This is a genomic window from Streptomyces sp. SID13666 (genome assembly GCF_010548325.1).
In the GTDB taxonomy this organism is placed as follows: domain Bacteria; phylum Actinomycetota; class Actinomycetes; order Streptomycetales; family Streptomycetaceae; genus Actinacidiphila; species Actinacidiphila fildesensis.
This window is the reverse complement of record NZ_JAAGLX010000025.1, coordinates 88,652-105,919: the sequence shown is the minus strand read 5'-3', so window position 1 is coordinate 105,919 and position 17,268 is coordinate 88,652. Positions and strand designations below refer to the sequence as shown.

The following is a 17,268-nucleotide window of genomic DNA, read 5'->3' as shown; positions in this document are numbered from 1 at the left end:
CTGCTCCCCCGTTGGTCCCTAGAGAGGCACGATATCCGGCGCGCCCAGCCGTGCCGCGTCCGCGGTCGTGTCGTCGGGCTGCCGCTGCGACTCGCGCTCCGCCTCGACGCGCTTCTGGTAGTGCTCGACCTCCTTCTCGATCTGCTCCTTGTCCCAGCCCAGGACGGGCGCCATGAGCTCGGCGGCCTCGCGGGCGCTGAGGGTGCCGCGGTCGAACGTCTCGATCGAGATACGGGTTCTGCGGGTCAGCACGTCGTCGAGGTGCCGGGCGCTCTCGTGCGACGCCGCGTACACGATCTCGGCCCGCAGATAGTCCTCGGCGGCGGGCAGCGCGTCGCCCAGCGACGGATCCTCCACGATGAGCTGCAGGACCTCCTCGGCGAGCGCGCCGTACCGGTTGAGCAGGTGCTCGATCCGGGCGACGTGCAGCCCCGTACGGGCCGCGAGCCGGGCCCGGGCGTTCCACAGCGCGTGGTAGCCCTCGGCGCCGACCAGCGGCACCTCCTCGGTGATGCACTCCGCGACCCGGTGGTCGAGCCCGTGGACGGCCTCGTCCACCGCGTCCTTCGCCATCACCCGGTACGTCGTGTACTTGCCGCCCGCGACGACGACCAGCCCCGGCAGCGGGTGCGCCACGGTGTGCTCGCGTGAGAGCTTGCTCGTCGCGTCCGACTCACCGGCCAGCAGCGGCCGCAGCCCGGCGTACACACCCTGGACGTCGTCCCTGGTCAGCGGGACGGAGAGCACCGAGTTGACGTGTTCGAGCAGATAGTCGATATCGGCGCTGGACGCGGCCGGGTGCGCCTTGTCGAGGTCCCAGTCGGTGTCGGTGGTGCCGATGATCCAGTGCCGTCCCCACGGAATCACGAAGAGCACGCTCTTCTCGGTCCGCAGGATCAGCCCGGACGAGGAGTGGATGCGGTCCTTCGGCACGACCAGGTGGATCCCCTTGGACGCCCTGACGTGGAACTGTCCGCGCTCGCCGATCAGCGCCTGGGTGTCGTCCGTCCAGACCCCGGTCGCGTTCACGACCTGCTTGGCCCGCACCTGGTACTCGCGGCCGCCCTCCACGTCCTGCACCCGGGCGCCGACCACGCGTTCGCCCTCCCGCAGGAAGCCGACCACCCGCGCCCGGTTGGCGACCTGGGCGCCGTACGCCGAGGCGGTCCTGACCAGCGTCGTGACGTAGCGCGCGTCGTCCATCTGGGCGTCGTAGTACTGCAACGCGCCGACCAGGGCGTCCTTCTTGAGGGCGGGGGCGACCCGCAGCGCGTGCTTACGTGTCAGATGGCGGTGCACGGGCAGCCCGCGGCCGTGGCCCGACGAGAACGACATGGCGTCGTACAGGGCGACGCCCGAGCCGGCGTAGAACCGCTCCCATCCCTTGTGCTGCAGCGGGTACAGGAACGGCACCGGCTTCACCAGGTGCGGTGCGAGCCGCTCCAGCAGCAGGCCGCGCTCCTTGAGCGCCTCACGCACCAGGGCGAAGTCGAGCATCTCCAGATAGCGCAGACCGCCGTGGATCAGCTTGCTGGAGCGGCTGGAGGTGCCGGACGCCCAGTCCCGCGCCTCGACCAGGCCGGTCGACAGCCCGCGGGTCGCCGCGTCGAGCGCCGTACCGGCCCCGACGACGCCGCCGCCCACGACCAGGATGTCGAGCTCCTCGTCCGCCATCCGGGCGAGTGCCGCCTCGCGCTCGGCCGGGCCCAGTGTTGTCGTCCGCATTCGTGCCTCCTGTTGTGGAGCAGGTGCGTGCGCCCCGTCACTCGATAGTGACCGCCACAGGGGCCGACAGCCACCTTTGCACGCCCGGGCACCCCCGGACCGGCGCCGGATCCGTGGACGAGTACCCCGGAGTACCGGCGCGCCGTGCGGTCATATCAGCCTTATGTCTGGTTAGCCTGTTTTGAAGCCATTCGTGGCTGCTAGGGAGAGGACTGACCCCCATGCCCGCAGACCTCGCCGTCATCGGACTCGGCCGCGCCGGGATCCTCCTCGCCCAAGCGGCAGCCGCCGCCGGAATCGGCGTCATCGGATACGACGCCGACGAGAACACCGCCGCGGACATCAACGCCGGCCGCGTACCGCCCGGCTCCCTCGCCGCCGCCGACATCCGCCGGATGCTCGCCACCGGATTCCGCGCCACCTCCGACCCCTCCGTGCTCGGCCGGGTCAGGACCGCCGTGATCTGCGCCCCGACCCCGCTCGGCGCCGACCGCGCCCTCGACCTCAGCGCCGTGGCGGCCGCCGCACGGGCGCTCGCCACGCATCTGCGGGCGCACACCACCGTGGTGCTCGAATCCACCGCCTACCCCGGCACCACCGAGGAATTCCTCCTCCCGATCCTGGAGGAGTCCGGCCTGCGGGCCGGCCGCGACTTCCATCTCGCCTACTCCCCCAGCCGCGTCGACCCCGGCAGCCGCGACCACCACATCCCCAACACCCCCAAGGTCATCGGCGGTTACACCTCCGCCTGCACCGAGGCCGCCGCCGCGTTCTACGGGCGCTTCGTCGAACGCGTCGTCCGCGCCCGCGGGCTGCGCGAGGCCGAGACCGTCAAGCTGCTGGAGACCAACTACCGGCACGTCAACATCGCCTTCGCCAACGAGATGGCGGTCTTCTGCCACGACGTCGGCGTCGACCTGTGGGACGTCATCCGCTGCGCCGAGACCAAGCCGTTCGGCTTCCAGGCCTTCCGCCCCGGCCCCGGCGTCGGCGGACCGGGCGTCGCCCTCGACCCCAACTACGTCGCCACCCGGGCCCGCACCCCCGGCTACCCGCTGCGCATCGTCGAACTGGCCCAGGAGGTCAACGGGCGGATGCCGCGCTACGTCGTCCAGCGCGCGGCCGCCCTGCTGAACGAGCACGGCAAGTCACTGCGCGGCGCCCGCGTCCTGCTGCTCGGCGTCACGTACAAGGCCGATCTGGCCGACCAGGAGAACGCCCCCGCCCGCGAGATCGGCTCCCGCCTCATCGAACTGGGCGCCCAGATCTGCTACCACGACCCGTACGTCCCCGAATGGCGCGTCCTGGACCGGCCCATCCCCCGCGCCGACTCCCTCTGGGAAGCCGCCGCCGACGCCGATCTGACTCTCCTGCTGCAGCATCACCGCACCTACGATCTCCAAGGCCTCGCCGTCAAGGCCCAGTTGCTCCTCGACACCCGCGGCGCCACCCCGGTAGGAGCCGCGGCCCGCTTGTAGCGGACCGGTAGCGGTCGCGTAACGGCCCGCTGAAACGTCTTGTCGCACTGTCATATCCGGCTGCTAGCCTTCGGGGCCATTGTTCGCACGCCACACTTCTGTGCGATGCAAACCTTCCATCCCCGGGGGACCCCACCATGAGCCAGTCGTACCCACCGCCGCAGCCGCCGCAGGGCGGCAACCCCTACGGCCAGCAGCCGGGCGTCGTCCCGCCGCAGGGCGGCAACCCGTTCGGCCAGCAGCCGCAGCAGCCGGGCGGCTTCGGCGGCTACCCGCCGCCCGCCCCGCTGCCGCCGGCCACCAACAACGTGGGCCTCGGCATCCTCGTCGGCATCCTCGCGATGATCGTCGGCGCCCTGGCGTACGGCGGGCTCATCAAGGTGACCGAGCACGAGATCGGCTACGCGGCCCTGGGTGTCGGCGCGCTGGTCGGTGCCGCACTCGGCAAGGTCGGCGGCCGCAACCCGGTCCTGCCGGTCATCGGCATCCCGCTCGCCCTGCTCGGCGTCTACCTCGGCCAGGTCTTCGGCATCACCCTGCTGCTCGCCGACTCCCCGGGCGCCCCCGGCGTCATGACGATCCTCACGGATCACTACGACATCGTGCAGCAGGCCTGGAAGGAGTCCCTCGGCGGCATGGACATCCTGTTCTTCGGCATCGCCGGCCTCGAGGGCTTCGTCATCGCCAAGCGCGTAGCGAGCTGACGCAGCCCGCAGCAGCAGATGTGACGCAAGGGGGCCGGGACCGTCCCCCCTCACCCTCCCGCACAGGATGTGGTGACGTGAGGAGGCCGGGACCGTCCCCCTCCCCTCCCGCACAGGCACGCTTGGACGTGAGGGGGACGGGGCCGCAGGGGTGGGGTTTCGAAATGCTGCCGAGCTATTTGAGGGCCGCCAGGCCCTAAATAGTCGATTTCGAAGCCCCACCCCGGAGGCCCCGTCCCCCGACCGCACCACAAACGCAAAGGGGCCCGGACCGCTGCACCACAGCGATCCGGGCCCCTTCACGTCACAACGTCAGCGCGTCACAACGTCAGCGCGTCAGCGACGATGCGCAGGCGACACCGTCACCTCGACCCGCTGGAACTCCTTCAGGTCCGAGTAACCCGTCGTGGCCATCGAACGGCGCAGCGCCCCGAAGAAGTTCATCGACCCGTTCGGCGCGTGCGACGGACCGAGCAGGATCTCCTCGGTGGTGCCGGCGGTGCCGAGGTTCATGCGCTTGCCGCGCGGCAGCTCCGGGTTGACCGCCTCCATGCCCCAGTGGAAGCCGCGCCCCGGCGCGTCCGTGGCGCGGGCCAGCGGGGAGCCCATCATCACGGCGTCGGCGCCGCAGGCGACCGCCTTCGGCAGGTCGCCGCTGGAGCCGAAGCCGCCGTCCGCGATGACATGCACGTACCGGCCGCCGGACTCGTCCATGTAGTCGCGGCGGGCGGCCGCGACATCGGCGACCGCGGTCGCCATCGGCACCTGGATGCCGAGCACGGCGCGCGTGGTGTGCGCGGCGCCGCCGCCGAAGCCGACCAGCACACCGGCGGCGCCGGTCCGCATCAGGTGCAGCGCCGCGGTGTACGTGGCGCAGCCGCCGACGATGACCGGCACGTCCAGCTCGTAGATGAACTGCTTCAGGTTGAGCGGCTCGTGCGAGCCCGAGACATGCTCGGCCGACACGGTGGTGCCGCGGATCACGAAGATGTCCACGCCCGCGTCCACGACGGCCTTGGAGAACTGCGCGGTGCGCTGCGGGGAGAGCGCGGCGGCGGTCACGACACCGGCGTCACGCACCTCCTTGATGCGCTGCCCGATCAGCTCTTCCCGGATCGGCGCCGAGTAGATCTCCTGGAGGCGGGCGGTCGCGGCCGTCTCGTCCAGTTCGGCGATCTCGGCGAGCAGCGGCTCCGGGTCGTCGTACCGGGTCCACAGACCCTCAAGGTTGAGCACGCCCAGGCCGCCCAGGTTTCCGATGCGGATCGCGGTCTCGGGCGAGACCACGGAGTCCATCGGGGCGGCGAGGAAGGGGAGCTCGAAGCGGTAGGCGTCGATCTGCCAGGCGATCGAGACCTCCTTCGGGTCCCGGGTGCGGCGGCTGGGGACGACGGCGATGTCGTCGAATGCGTACGCCCTGCGGCCGCGCTTGCCCCGCCCGATCTCGATCTCAGTCACTGTTGGCCCTTCTTCGCTGGTCTACCCGCCCAGTATCCCCGAGCGGGCAAGCGGAAGCCCGCAGACCATCGGTCTGCGGGCTTCCGCTGACGTTCTCCCGCAGGTCAGCGCAGGTCAGCGCCCGTGATAGTTCGGCGCCTCGACGGTCATCTGGATGTCGTGCGGGTGGGACTCCTTGAGGCCGGCGGAGGTGATCCGCACGAAGCGCCCCTTGGTCGCCATCTCGTCGATGCTGGCGGCGCCCACGTAGCCCATGGTCTGGCGCAGACCGCCGACCAGCTGGTGCAGCACCGCGGAGAGCGGGCCGCGGTACGGGACCTGGCCCTCGATGCCCTCGGGGACCAGCTTGTCGTCCGAGGAGACCTCGGCCTGGAAGTAGCGGTCCTTGGAGTAGGACATGCCCTGGCCGCGGGACTGCATCGCGCCGAGCGAACCCATGCCGCGGTACGACTTGAACTGCTTGCCGTTGATGAAGAGCAGCTCGCCGGGGCTCTCCTCACAGCCGGCCAGCAGGCTGCCGAGCATCACGGTGTCGGCGCCGGCCGCGAGGGCCTTGCCGATGTCGCCGGAGTACTGCAGGCCGCCGTCGCCGATGACCGGGACGCCCGCGGCCTGGCAGGCCACCGCCGCCTCGTAGATCGCGGTGACCTGCGGGACGCCGATGCCGGCGACCACGCGGGTGGTGCAGATGGAGCCGGGGCCGACGCCGACCTTGACGCCGTCGGCGCCCGCGTCGATCAGGGCCTGGGCACCGTCACGGGTGGCGATGTTGCCGCCGATGACATCCACCGAGACGCTCGACTTGATCTTGGAGATCCAGCTCAGCGCATTGCTGTTGTGCCCGTGCGAGGTGTCCACGATCAGGAAGTCCACACCGGCCGCGACCAGGCCCTGGGCGCGCTCCAGCGCCTCCGGGCTGGCGCCGACGGCCGCGCCGACCAGCAGCCGGCCCTCGGCGTCCTTGGCGGCGAGCGGGTACTTCTCGGCCTTGACGAAGTCCTTGACGGTGATCAGGCCCTTGAGCCGGCCCTCGTCGTCGACCAGCGGAAGCTTCTCGATCTTGTGGCGGCGCAGCAGGCCGATCGCGTCCACGCCGGAGATGCCGACCTTGCCGGTGACCAGCGGCATCGGCGTCATGACCTCGCGCACCTGGCGCGAGCGGTCGCTCTCGAAGGCCATGTCGCGGTTGGTGACGATGCCGAGCAGCTTGCCCGCGGCGTCGGTGACCGGGACACCGCTGATGCGGAACTTGGCACAGAGCGCGTCCGCCTCGGCGAGCGTCGCGTCCGGGTGCACGGTGATCGGGTCGGTGACCATGCCGGACTCGGAGCGCTTCACGAGGTCGACCTGGTTGACCTGGTCCTCGATGGACAGGTTGCGGTGCAGCACGCCCACGCCGCCCTGCCGCGCCATGGCGATGGCCATCCGCGCCTCGGTGACCTTGTCCATGGCGGCGGACAGCAGCGGGATGTTGACCCGGACGTTGCGGGAGATCCGGGAGGCGGTGTCGACCTGGTTCGGGAGCACCTCGGAGGCGCCCGGCAGGAGCAGCACGTCGTCGTACGTGAGGCCGAGCATCGCGAATTTCTCGGGTACCCCTGCGGCGTTCAGAGTCATGACACCTTCCCAATGGTCTTGCCCGGCGAGTTGTTCAATGCTAGTGGACTCCGCGGGCATTCCCGGCGCCGAAGCCGGGACCCCGGGGAGCACCACCGGCGCTGGGACAGGTCCTACGCGCTGAGACCTCGGGGATCGCCGCCGGTCGACGCCTCCGCGGACTCCTCCGCGATGGCGCGCAGCCTGCTGAGGGCACGGTGCTGGGCGACCCGGACGGCTCCGGGCGACATCCCCAGCACCTGCCCGGTCTCCTCGGCGCTGAGGCCGACCGCGACCCGCAGCAGCACCAGTTCCCGCTGGTGCTCGGGAAGGTTGGCGAGCAGCTTCTTGGCCCAGGCCGCGTCGCTGCTGAGCAGTGCGCGCTCCTCGGGGCCGAGCGAGTCGTCCGGCTTCTCCGGCATCTCGTCGGAGGGCACGGCGGTGCTGCCCGGGCCGCGCATGGCGGCCCGCTGCAGATCCGCGACCTTGTGGGCGGCGATGGCGAAGACGAATGCCTCGAACGGCCGCCCCTGGTCGCGATAGCGCGGCAGCGCGCACAGCACAGCGAGGCAGACCTCCTGGGCGAGGTCGTCCACGAAGTGACGAGCATCACCGGGCAACCGGGACAAACGGCCGCGGCAATACCGCTCGGCCAGCGGGTGCACCAGGGCCAGCAGGTCATGGGTCGCCTGCTCGTCACCATCGACCGCACGGCGGACGAGGGCGCCGAAGGCTGCGTTGTCGCCGTTGGCCTCGTCTCGCATCGGTCCATGGTGCATGGCCGCAGGACGTTCTGCCGCATCGCGTGAGTCCTTGTGCACCGAAGCGTTATGCGCGGGGGCGTCGGCCGCCTTCACGGCGTCCCCCCGCTGCCCCGCCCGCCGATCCCCGAGGAAGTCCATACGTCAAGCATGCGTCCTCGCTCGGGAAACCGGTACGAGCGGGGCGGCTCCACCCGTAAGCCCACCGCGCATGGTCCTGGTTCCTAGGCCGGGTCTGACAAATAGCGGCGTCCGCCCGAAGGGCGGGGCCCGGGGCGTCTGGTGCGTGCGATCGCAAGGCGGAGGGTCGTCCTCGTACCGGGGTACGTGGATGAGCCCGACAACGCAGCGAGCGTGCGTACCAGGCGTCCCGGGCCAGGCGGGATTTGTCAGACACGGCCTAGCGGACCAGGCCCCAGCGGAACCCGAGCGCCACGGCGTGGGCCCGGTCCGACGCACCGAGTTTCTTGAACAGCCGCCGGGCGTGCGTCTTGACGGTGTCCTCGGAGAGGAACAGCTCGCGGCCGATCTCGGCGTTGGACCGTCCATGGCTCATGCCCTCGAGCACCTGGATCTCGCGCGCGGTCAGGGTCGGCGCGGCGCCCATCTCGGCGGAGCGCAGCCGGCGCGGGGCCAGCCGCCAGGTCGGGTCGGCGAGCGCCTGGGTGACGGTGGCCCGCAGTTCGGCGCGCGAGGCGTCCTTGTGCAGGTACCCCCGGGCACCGGCCGCGACGGCGAGCGCCACGCCGTCCAGGTCCTCGGCGACGGTGAGCATGATGATGCGGGCGCCCGGGTCCGCCGAGAGCAGCCGGCGCACGGTCTCGACACCGCCGAGGCCGGGCATCCGGACATCCATGAGAATGAGGTCCGAGCGGTCGGCGCCCCAGCGGCGGAGGACTTCCTCGCCGTTGGCCGCGGTCGTTACACGCTCGACGCCGGGCACGGTCGCGACCGCGCGGCGCAGGGCCTCTCGGGCGAGCGGGGAGTCGTCACAGACGAGGACGGAAGTCATGCCCGCCCTCCGCAGCTGAACCGCGTCACGTTGAGCCTCCAGGCTGTACGAAACTTCACCGTTGGGGCTGACGGCGTCGGGCACCTGCCCGAATCGTTCGTCCGCCAACCACTTCCGCACTCTCAACGACCCTCACTCGAAAGAGTTACGGAGTTTGGCTGCCGTAGCCAGCACTCTACGTGAGGGAACGAATACGGATCAGCCGCATCGCAGGTCCAGAGGGCGCACTGGGATCGGGCCCGGAAGCACTTCGCGCGCCCACTTGCCGGACATGCATCCCGCCGAACGGGTCTTATGTCGGAGTTTGCACTATTCGGATGCTCTTTGGCGCATTGCACGGTGTTCGCGGCTAAATTTGTGATGAGTCATATTTACATCTACTTAGACAGTAGATGTACGGTCGAGAGCACCTGGAGCGTGTCCAGCCGGCAGCGACCGGACTCGGACGGTCCGGGCAGCGACCGGACAGGACCCTGGCTCCTCAACACACCCTTCGAGGGGATGAGCAATGGCAGACTTCTCCCGCCTTCCGGGCCCGAACGCCGATCTATGGGACTGGCAGCTCGTCGCGGCTTGCCGCGGCGTCGACAGCTCCCTGTTCTTCCACCCAGAAGGCGAGCGCGGCGCCGCCCGAAGCGCCCGCGAGGCCTCCGCCAAGGAGGTCTGCATGCGGTGCCCGGTACGCGCGGAGTGCGCGACGCACGCGCTGGCCGTACGGGAGCCCTACGGAGTGTGGGGCGGGCTGACGGAGGATGAGCGCGAAGAGATGATGGGCCGCTCGCGGCACCGGCTGCTCACCATGCAGCCGACGAACTGAAGAATCGTTTCTTCGGCGCGTATGCGCGTCCCGCGCGGGTTCGGCACGTCCCGTGCGCGACGTCGGCGCCTCCGGCGCGCGGCTTCGTCGCCTGTGGCCGGCTTCCGCACTCGTCCGCGCGGCTTCCGCAGTTCTCCGCGCGGCTACGGGCACAGCCGTGCCTGCCAGGCCCGGGCGGGTGTGACGCCCTGACCTACCGCAGGCCCGCCCGCGCGAGCCGGCCGAGCATCATGTCCACGGCCGGCACATGGGCCAGGTCGGGCAGCGTGAGGGCCACCACCTCACGCTGCACGGCCGGAAGCACCTCCAGCACCGCGACGCCCTTGGGGCGCACCGCCTCCAGCGCCAGCTCCGGCAGCACCGCCACCCCGAGCCCGGCCGCGACCAGGCCCACCACCGCCGGATAGTCGTCCGTCGCGAAGTCGATGCGCGGGGTGAAGCCCGCGCGCTCGCACACCTCCACCAGATGGCGGCGGCAGCGCGGGCAGCCCGCGATCCACTCCTCCTCCGCCAGCTCCTCGATGCGCACCGGCCGGTCCCCGGCCGCGAGCCGGTGCCCGGCGGGCACCAGGCCGACCAGCCGGTCGGTCAGCAGCGGCCGGACGACCAGGTCGTCCCACTGCTCCTCCGCCGGGGTCGGCAGATCCACGTAGCGGAACGCCAGCGTGATGTCGCAGTCCCCCGCACGGAGCATCTCCACCGACTTCGGCGGCTCCGCCTCCACCAGCGAGATCTTCGTGCCGGGGTGCGCGGCGCGCATCCCCGCGACCGCGGTGGGCACCAGCGTCGAGCTGCCCGACGGGAACGACGACAGCCGCACCCGTCCGGCGCGCAGCCCCGCGATGGCCGCGACCTCCTCCTCGGCGGCCGTCAGGCCCGCCAGGATCCCGGCCGCGTGCCGGACCAGCGCCTCGCCGGCCTCCGTCAGCCGCATCTCCCGGCCGGTCCTGATCAGCAGGGTGGTCCCGGCGGACAGCTCCAGGGCCTTCATCTGCTGACTGACTGCGGGCTGGGTACAGCCCAGCTCCCGGGCGGCGGCGGAGAACGAACCGGTCCTGGCCACGGCGCGGAGCACCCTGAGATGACGTGCCTCGATCATGCTTCAACCATAAGCGATGCTTGGGGATACTTCGAAGTTATTGGTCGTGGACTTTGAGAGCGGGGCGCGGCAGGCTCAGGAGGCATGGACTCCCTACCGAACTCCGGGCCGGCCGGCGGCGCGTTCTCCTCGATCGCGCCGGGCATCACCTACCTGAACACCGCCACCATGGGGCTGCCGCCCACCCGGACGGCCGAAGCCCTGCGTACCGCCATCGACGACTGGGCCGCCGGGCGGCCGCCCCTCGACCGGTACGAGGCCGCCGTCGGCGCCGCCCGCGCGTCGTTCGCCCGGCTGCTGTCCACCTCCGTCGACCGGGTCGCCATCGGCTCGACCGTCTCCACGAGCGTCGGCAAGATCGCCGCGGCGCTGCCGGCGGGCTCCGAAGTGCTCGTCGCCGACGGCGACTTCAGCTCCCTGGTGAACCCGTTCGCCGGCCGCGGTGACCTGGCCCTGCGCTCCGTCCCGCTGGCCGGCCTGGCGGCCGAGGTGCGGCCGGGGACGGCGCTCGTCGCCGTCAGCGCCGTCCAGTCGGCCGACGGCCGCGTCGCCGACCTCCCGGCGATCCGCGCCGCGGCCGCCGCGCACGGCGCCCGCACCCTCGTCGACGCCACCCAGGCGGCCGGCTGGCTCCCCCTGCGCGCCGACGACTACGACTACCTCGTCTGCGGCTCCTTCAAGTGGCTCCTCGGCGCGCACGGCGTCTCCTTCCTCACCGTCCGCCCCGGCACCGAGGACGGCCTCTCCCCCGCGTTCGCCGGCTGGTACGCGGGGGACGACCCCTGGGCGGAGTGCTACGGCCCGATCGCCCGACTGGCGACGACGGCGCGGCAGTTCGACGCGTCGCCGGCGTATCTGGGGTTCGTGGCGGTGGCGGAGTCGCTGGCGCTGATCGAGGAGGCGGGGGTGGAGGCGATCCACGCGCATGACGTGTCGCTGGCTACGGCGTTCCGGGACGGGATGGCGGAATTGGGGTTCCCGGCGATCGGGGAGGGTGGGTCGGCGATCGTGTCGGTTCCGGGGTTGCCGGTTGGGGTGGCGGGGCGGTTGGAGGAGGCGGGGGTGGAGTTGGCGGCGCGGGCGGGGAATCTGCGGTTCGCGTTTCATCTGTACAACGGGTCTGCGGATGTGGAGCGGGTGTTGGGGGTTCTGCGGGCGGGTTGACGGAGTCGGGGGCCCCACGTCACAGCCCGTCCGTGCGGGTCGTGGGCGGGAACACCGCCCTCGGGTCCCTTGCGCCTGCGCGCCGAGTCTGCGGACGGGTGCCGACGCGCATCCGCCCATACGAGCAAGGGGCGGGTGGGTGGGGAAAGCCCGCCGCAGACGCAACGGCGGGACAGGCGCCGACGTACCCGCGCCCCGCCGGCAGGCGTGTGGCGCAACGGCGGGGCGAGGGCTGACGTACCCGCGCCCCCGACGCCTATCGTCGAAGCATGCTGCTGCTATCTGTCAATGTGGGCCGGCCGCAGGCCAATCCCTGGAAGGGAATCGCCGCGACCGGCATCGACAAGCGTCCCGTGACCGGCCCGGTGGCCGTGGCGGCGCCCGGGGCGAAAGGCACCGGGGCCGTGGGGCTCGCCGGGGACCGCGTCCATGACGTGAAGCATCACGGTGGGAACGATCAGGCCGTGTACGCCTACGCACGGGAGGACCTCGACGGGTGGGAGGGCGAGCTCGGGCGGAAGCTTCCCCATGGGGTGTTCGGGGAGAACCTCACGACATCCGGGGTGGATGTGAACGGCGCGCTCATCGGGGAGCGGTGGCGGGTGGGGGCCGGGGTGGTGCTGGAGGTGTCGTGTCCGCGGATTCCGTGTGTGACGTTCGAGGGCTGGCTGGACCGGCCGGGATGGCTCAAGCGGTTCACCGCGGCCGCGGTGCCCGGGGCGTATCTGCGGGTGGTCACGGCGGGCGAGATCTGCGCGGGAGACGCGGTGGAGGTCGTCGGGCGGCCGGAGCACGAGGTGACGGTCGCGCTGGCGTTCCGGGCGCTGACCGGAGAGCCGGAGCTGCTGCCGCGGCTGGTCGTCGCGGACGCGCTGCCCGCCGGGGATCTCGAGCGGATCCGCAGGAGGGTCGCCGGACGGGGGCCGCGAACGTAAGGTGCTTTGCATGTCGCGACTCCTGTCACTCAATATCGGCCGCCTGATGGCCGTCGGCTACTCGGATCGTGGGACGACCGGGATCGACAAACGGCCCGTCGACGGCCCGGTGGCGGTGGCCGACCCCGGGCCGCAGGGAGTGGCGGGCAGCGGGCTGGCGGGGGACGACATCATCGACCGGCGGTTCCACGGCGGGGACGACCAGGCCGTGTACGCGTTCGCGCGGGAGGACCTGGACCGGTGGGAGCGGGTGCTCGGGCGGGAGCTGCCCAGCGGGGTGTTCGGGGAGAACTTCACGACGGCCGGGGTCGAGGTCAACTCCGCGGTGATCGGGGAGCGCTGGCGCGTCGGTGAGGTGGTGCTGGAGGTGACCTCGCCGCGGATACCGTGCCGCACCTTCGCCGGGTGGTTGGACGAGAAGGGGTGGGTCAAGCGCTTCACCCAGGACCGCAGGCCCGGTGCCTTTCTGCGGGTCGTCGAGCCGGGTTCGGTGCGGGCGGGTGACGGGATCACCGTGCTGTCGCGACCCGATCACGAGGTGACCGTCGAGTTCCTGTTCCGGGCGATGACGACGGAGTCGGAGCTGCTGCCGCGGACGCTGGTGGCGATCGACCTGATCAACAGGTCGTACGCGGAATCGATCCGCAAGCGGCTCGGCTAACTTCATGGCATGACGACTTCACTGATCACCGGCTCGACGGCAGGGATCGGCGCCGCCTTCGCGCGCCGGCTGGCGGCCGATGGGCACAACCTGGTGCTGGTGGCCCGGGACGCCGAGCGGCTGCGGAAGCAGGCGGCCGAACTGCACGATCGGCACGGCATCGAGGCGGAGGTGCTCTCCGCCGACCTGTCGCGGGACGACGGGATCGCGGCCGTCGAGTCACGGCTCGCGGACCGGTCCGATGCGGTGGATCTGCTCATCAACAACGCCGGGTTCGGCAACAAGGGGCGCTATCTCGAGGTCTCGATGGCCGATGAGCTGACCATGCTCAAGGTGCACTGCGAGGCGGTGCTGCGGCTGACGAGCGCGGCGGCGGACGGCATGCGGGAGCGGGGACGTGGCGGCGTGGTGAACGTCGCGTCGGTCGCCGCCTTCGTGCCCCGCGGGACGTACGGGGCGAGCAAGGCGTGGGTCGTGCAGTTCACGCAGGGCGCGTCGAAGGATCTGGCGGGGACCGGCGTACGGCTGATGGCGCTCTGCCCCGGCTTCGTGCGGACCGAATTCCATGAGCGTGCCGGGATGGGGACGGACAACATTCCGGGCTGGATGTGGCTGGACGCGGACAAGCTGGTCGCGACGGCGCTCAAGGACCTGGCCCGCGGGAAGACGCTGTCCGTGCCGGACCCGAGGTACAAGACGCTGATGGGCCTGGTGAAGCTGGCGCCGCGCGGCCTGCTCGGCGGGGTCACCTCCAGGACGGGCCGCAAGTACGGGCCGCAGTAGCCGTTGCCCGGCGGTATCTGCGGAAGGCGCATTTCTCACTAAAATGGACGTATCCCACCCGGCTCGGGAGGTACGCCATGCAGTTCACACAGATCATCGACTTCAAGACCGACCAGTTCGACGACATGAACCAGCTCATGGACCGCTGGGTCGAACAGACCAAGGGCAAGCGGACCGCGAGCCACAGCGTCATCGGCAAGGACCGCGCCGACGCGTCCCACTACGTCGAGATCGTGGAATTCCCGTCGTACGAAGAGGCGATGAAGAATTCCCAGCTCCCGGAGACGGAGCGGATCTTCCAGGAGATGGTGGCGCTCTGCGACGGGATGCCCACGTTCACGGACCTGGACGTGGTCCGGGACGAGCAGCTCAACAAGGCGGCCTGCCGCCGGTTCTTCGAAGAGATCGCCAATGACGGCAATCTGGACGCCATCGAGGAGATCTTCGCGGCCGACTACCGCGATCACGACCCCAACAACGAGACGCCCACCATGGGAACCGCCGCCCTGCGCGAGGAAGTCGCCGGATACCGGGCGGGATTCGACTTCCGGTTCACGATCGACGACCAGCTCGCCGAAGGGGACTGCGTGGCGAACCGGTGGACCTGGACCGCCACGCACGTCGCGGAGTTCCGCGGCATGCCGGCCACCGACCGGCAGGCCCGGATGACCGGCCAGACGGTCTTCCGGTTCCAGGACGGGATGATCGTGGAAGCCTGGTGGAACCACGACATGCTCGGCCTGCTGACCAAGCTCGGCGTGATCGAGATGCCTCACTAGCGCCCGGTACGGCGAAAGGCCCCTGCTCCCGCCGGGCGGCGGGAGCAGGGGCCTTCGTGCGACAGAGCGCGGCTACGACGTCAGTGCGAGTGGCCGTGGCCGCCGTGGCCGGCGTCGCCCTCGTCCTCGGCCGGCTTCTCGACGACCAGGGTCTCGGTCGTGAGCAGCAGGGCCGCGATGGAAGCGGCGTTCTCCAGCGCGGAGCGGGTGACCTTGACCGGGTCGATGACGCCGGCCTTCACGAGGTCGCCGTACTCGTTGGTGGCGGCGTTGAAGCCGTGACCGGCCTCCAGCTCCGCGACCTTGGCGGTGATGACGTAGCCCTCGAGGCCCGCGTTCTCCGCGATCCAGCGAAGCGGCTCGACGGCGGCGCGGCGGACGACCGCGACACCCGTGGCCTCGTCGCCGGACAGGCCGAGGTTGCCCTCGAGGACCTTGACGGCGTGGACGAGAGCGGAGCCACCGCCGGAGACGATGCCCTCCTCGACCGCGGCGCGGGTCGCAGAGATGGCGTCCTCGAGACGGTGCTTCTTCTCCTTGAGCTCCACCTCGGTGGCCGCGCCGACCTTGATGACGCAGACGCCGCCGGCGAGCTTCGCGAGGCGCTCCTGGAGCTTCTCGCGGTCCCAGTCGGAGTCGGTGGCGGCGATCTCGGCCTTGATCTGGCCGACACGGCCGTCGATCTCGGCCTTGTCACCGGCACCATCGACGATGGTGGTGTCGTCCTTGGAGATGGTCACGCGGCGGGCGGTGCCCAGCAGGTCGAGACCGGCCTGGTCGAGCTTGAGGCCGACCTCTTCGGCGATGACGGTCGCACCGGTGAGGGTGGCGATGTCGCCGAGCATGGCCTTGCGGCGGTCACCGAAGCCCGGGGCCTTCACCGCGACGGCGTTGAAGGTGCCGCGGATCTTGTTGACGACGAGGGTGGAGAGCGCCTCGCCCTCGACGTCCTCGGCGATGATCAGCAGGGGCTTGGACGCGCCGGCCTGGATGACCTTCTCCAGCAGCGGCAGCAGGTCCTGGATCGAGGAGATCTTGCCCTGGTGGATCAGGATGTACGGGTCGTCGAGGACGGCCTCCATACGCTCCTGGTCGCTGACGAAGTAGGGCGACAGGTAGCCCTTGTCGAAGGCCATGCCCTCGGTGAAGTCCAGCTCCAGGCCGAAGGTGTTGGACTCCTCGACGGTGATGACACCGTCCTTGCCGACCTTGTCCATCGCCTCGGCGATGAGCTCGCCGACCTGCTTGTCCTGGGCGGACAGCCCGGCGACGGCCGCGATGTCTTCCTTGCCCTCGATCGCGCGGGCGGTCTTCAGCAGCTCCTCGGAGACAGCCTTGACCGCGGCGTCGATGCCCTTCTTCAGGGAGGCGGGGGAAGCGCCGGCGGCGACGTTGCGCAGGCCCTCGCGGACCAGTGCCTGGGCCAGCACGGTGGCGGTGGTGGTGCCGTCACCCGCGATGTCGTTGGTCTTGGTCGCCACCTCCTTCACGAGCTGGGCGCCAAGGTTCTCGTACGGGTCGTCGAGCTCGACCTCACGGGCGATGGTGACACCGTCGTTGGTGATGGTCGGCGCGCCGAACTTCTTGTCGATGACGACGTTGCGGCCCTTGGGACCGATCGTCACCTTCACGGTGTCGGCAAGCTTGTTGACGCCACGCTCAAGGGCGCGACGGGCGTCCTCGTCAAACTTAAGGATCTTCGGCACTGCGTCCTACCTCGTCTTTTCCTCGTCAAAGACCAAACCCCGGGCGCCGGGTCAGTAGACACGGATACCCGGGGAAGGTCACGGCTGCTGCTAGTGGTGAAGCAGACCTACTTCTCGATGACCGCGAGAACGTCGCGGGCCGAGAGGACGAGGTACTCCTCGCCGTTGTACTTCACCTCGGTGCCGCCGTACTTGCTGTACAGCACGACGTCGCCGACGGAAACGTCGAGCGGAAGACGGTTACCGTCCTCGAAGCGGCCCGGGCCCACGGCCAGGACGACGCCCTCCTGGGGCTTCTCCTTGGCGGTGTCCGGGATGACCAGGCCGGAGGCCGTGGTCTGCTCAGCCTCGAGCGCCTGGACCACGATGCGGTCCTCGAGCGGCTTGATGGCAACCTTGCTGCTGGCGGTCGTCACGTTCCGACCTCCCCCTTCAAAGGGCTAACGGGAGTGTCTGTCTGGGTGGCGACCTGGTAGGCCCGTCGTCGCGGGTGCCGGACCTGCCCGTCGCTGTTGTGCTGGCACTCGGCAGTGCTGAGTGCCAGCACCGAGACTAGGACGGCTTTAGCACTCGGTCAAGCGGAGTGCCAA

16 protein-coding genes are annotated in these 17,268 nt (G+C 70.6%); 8 read left to right on the top strand and 8 right to left on the bottom strand.

All coding sequences use genetic code 11. The features are described 5' to 3' along the window. Positions 1-18: 18 nt before the first annotated feature. Entirely contained in the window at positions 19-1,725 is a 1,707-nt protein-coding gene (locus G3I60_RS27670) for a glycerol-3-phosphate dehydrogenase/oxidase (RefSeq protein WP_138352953.1), read from the bottom strand. A 221-nt stretch (positions 1,726-1,946) separates the two neighbouring features. On the opposite strand from G3I60_RS27670, the gene G3I60_RS27665 reads away from it, so the two are divergent. Both G3I60_RS27665 and G3I60_RS27660 read left to right on the top strand, forming a co-directional pair. After that, positions 1,947-3,203, top strand: coding sequence for a nucleotide sugar dehydrogenase (locus G3I60_RS27665; protein ID WP_164297469.1), 1,257 nt, complete (start codon positions 1,947-1,949; stop codon positions 3,201-3,203). A gap of 137 nt (positions 3,204-3,340) precedes the next feature. Next, positions 3,341-3,907, top strand: coding sequence for a hypothetical protein (locus tag G3I60_RS27660; RefSeq protein ID WP_138352951.1), 567 nt, complete (start codon positions 3,341-3,343; stop codon positions 3,905-3,907). Positions 3,908-4,243: 336 nt separating this feature from the next. On the opposite strand, the gene G3I60_RS27655 is transcribed toward G3I60_RS27660, so the two are convergent. From G3I60_RS27655 to G3I60_RS27640, 4 genes are all read right to left on the bottom strand, one after another. Continuing rightward, positions 4,244-5,365: a GuaB3 family IMP dehydrogenase-related protein gene (locus G3I60_RS27655; protein WP_138352950.1), complete on the bottom strand. Its 1,122-nt coding sequence runs from the start codon at positions 5,363-5,365 to the stop codon at positions 4,244-4,246. A gap of 114 nt (positions 5,366-5,479) precedes the next feature. Beyond that, a complete protein-coding gene (gene guaB, locus G3I60_RS27650) occupies positions 5,480-6,982 on the bottom strand; it encodes an IMP dehydrogenase (protein WP_138352949.1) in 1,503 nt (500 codons plus the stop codon). 113 nt (positions 6,983-7,095) lie between these two features. Next, complete coding sequence (locus G3I60_RS27645) at positions 7,096-7,725, bottom strand: sigma-70 family RNA polymerase sigma factor (RefSeq protein WP_232484674.1); 630 nt, start codon at positions 7,723-7,725, stop codon at positions 7,096-7,098. A gap of 397 nt (positions 7,726-8,122) precedes the next feature. Next, positions 8,123-8,734: a response regulator transcription factor gene (locus G3I60_RS27640; RefSeq protein ID WP_003948568.1), complete on the bottom strand. Its 612-nt coding sequence runs from the start codon at positions 8,732-8,734 to the stop codon at positions 8,123-8,125. 508 nt (positions 8,735-9,242) lie between these two features. Here G3I60_RS27640 and G3I60_RS27635 point away from each other — a divergent pair. Next, entirely contained in the window at positions 9,243-9,551 is a 309-nt protein-coding gene (locus G3I60_RS27635) for a WhiB family transcriptional regulator (protein ID WP_138352947.1), read from the top strand. Positions 9,552-9,744: 193 nt separating this feature from the next. On the opposite strand, the gene G3I60_RS27630 is transcribed toward G3I60_RS27635, so the two are convergent. Further along, entirely contained in the window at positions 9,745-10,650 is a 906-nt protein-coding gene (locus tag G3I60_RS27630) for a LysR family transcriptional regulator (protein ID WP_138352946.1), read from the bottom strand. A gap of 84 nt (positions 10,651-10,734) precedes the next feature. Between G3I60_RS27630 and G3I60_RS27625 the strand changes: the two genes are divergently transcribed. From G3I60_RS27625 to G3I60_RS27605, 5 genes are all read left to right on the top strand, one after another. Beyond that, a complete protein-coding gene (locus G3I60_RS27625) occupies positions 10,735-11,814 on the top strand; it encodes an aminotransferase class V-fold PLP-dependent enzyme (RefSeq protein WP_164607840.1) in 1,080 nt (359 codons plus the stop codon). 269 nt (positions 11,815-12,083) lie between these two features. Next, complete coding sequence (locus tag G3I60_RS27620; RefSeq protein ID WP_164297465.1) at positions 12,084-12,749, top strand: MOSC domain-containing protein; 666 nt, start codon at positions 12,084-12,086, stop codon at positions 12,747-12,749. A 10-nt stretch (positions 12,750-12,759) separates the two neighbouring features. Continuing rightward, entirely contained in the window at positions 12,760-13,410 is a 651-nt protein-coding gene (locus tag G3I60_RS27615) for an MOSC domain-containing protein (protein ID WP_138352943.1), read from the top strand. Positions 13,411-13,419: 9 nt separating this feature from the next. Next, positions 13,420-14,193: an SDR family oxidoreductase gene (locus G3I60_RS27610; RefSeq protein ID WP_138352942.1), complete on the top strand. Its 774-nt coding sequence runs from the start codon at positions 13,420-13,422 to the stop codon at positions 14,191-14,193. A gap of 77 nt (positions 14,194-14,270) precedes the next feature. Then, positions 14,271-14,972 carry an ester cyclase gene (locus tag G3I60_RS27605; RefSeq protein ID WP_164297463.1) on the top strand — a complete coding sequence of 234 codons (702 nt, stop codon included), beginning with the start codon at positions 14,271-14,273 and terminating at the stop codon, positions 14,970-14,972. A gap of 80 nt (positions 14,973-15,052) precedes the next feature. Here the strand turns inward: G3I60_RS27605 and groL are convergent, their stop codons facing one another. Together groL and groES are read right to left on the bottom strand one after the other, a co-directional pair. Beyond that, on the bottom strand, positions 15,053-16,678 hold the full coding sequence (gene groL / locus G3I60_RS27600) for a chaperonin GroEL (RefSeq protein ID WP_138352940.1): 1,626 nt from the start codon (positions 16,676-16,678) through the stop codon (positions 15,053-15,055). Between the two features lie 107 nt (positions 16,679-16,785). Next, complete coding sequence (groES, locus tag G3I60_RS27595; protein WP_138352939.1) at positions 16,786-17,094, bottom strand: co-chaperone GroES; 309 nt, start codon at positions 17,092-17,094, stop codon at positions 16,786-16,788. Positions 17,095-17,268 lie beyond the last annotated feature (174 nt).

What these genes read in the sequence shown, in the direction of transcription:
- G3I60_RS27670 (WP_138352953.1), bottom strand. Translation starts at nt 1,725, where the DNA reads ATGCGGACGACAACACTGGGCCCGGCCGAGCGCGAGGCGGCACTCGCC.
- G3I60_RS27665 (WP_164297469.1), top strand. Translation starts at nt 1,947, where the DNA reads ATGCCCGCAGACCTCGCCGTCATCGGACTCGGCCGCGCCGGGATCCTC.
- G3I60_RS27660 (WP_138352951.1), top strand. Translation starts at nt 3,341, where the DNA reads ATGAGCCAGTCGTACCCACCGCCGCAGCCGCCGCAGGGCGGCAACCCC.
- guaB (WP_138352949.1), bottom strand. Translation starts at nt 6,982, where the DNA reads ATGACTCTGAACGCCGCAGGGGTACCCGAGAAATTCGCGATGCTCGGC.
- G3I60_RS27645 (WP_232484674.1), bottom strand. Translation starts at nt 7,725, where the DNA reads ATGCGAGACGAGGCCAACGGCGACAACGCAGCCTTCGGCGCCCTCGTC.
- G3I60_RS27640 (WP_003948568.1), bottom strand. Translation starts at nt 8,734, where the DNA reads ATGACTTCCGTCCTCGTCTGTGACGACTCCCCGCTCGCCCGAGAGGCC.
- G3I60_RS27635 (WP_138352947.1), top strand. Translation starts at nt 9,243, where the DNA reads ATGGCAGACTTCTCCCGCCTTCCGGGCCCGAACGCCGATCTATGGGAC.
- G3I60_RS27630 (WP_138352946.1), bottom strand. Translation starts at nt 10,650, where the DNA reads ATGATCGAGGCACGTCATCTCAGGGTGCTCCGCGCCGTGGCCAGGACC.
- G3I60_RS27625 (WP_164607840.1), top strand. Translation starts at nt 10,735, where the DNA reads ATGGACTCCCTACCGAACTCCGGGCCGGCCGGCGGCGCGTTCTCCTCG.
- G3I60_RS27620 (WP_164297465.1), top strand. Translation starts at nt 12,084, where the DNA reads ATGCTGCTGCTATCTGTCAATGTGGGCCGGCCGCAGGCCAATCCCTGG.
- G3I60_RS27615 (WP_138352943.1), top strand. Translation starts at nt 12,760, where the DNA reads ATGTCGCGACTCCTGTCACTCAATATCGGCCGCCTGATGGCCGTCGGC.
- G3I60_RS27610 (WP_138352942.1), top strand. Translation starts at nt 13,420, where the DNA reads ATGACGACTTCACTGATCACCGGCTCGACGGCAGGGATCGGCGCCGCC.
- G3I60_RS27605 (WP_164297463.1), top strand. Translation starts at nt 14,271, where the DNA reads ATGCAGTTCACACAGATCATCGACTTCAAGACCGACCAGTTCGACGAC.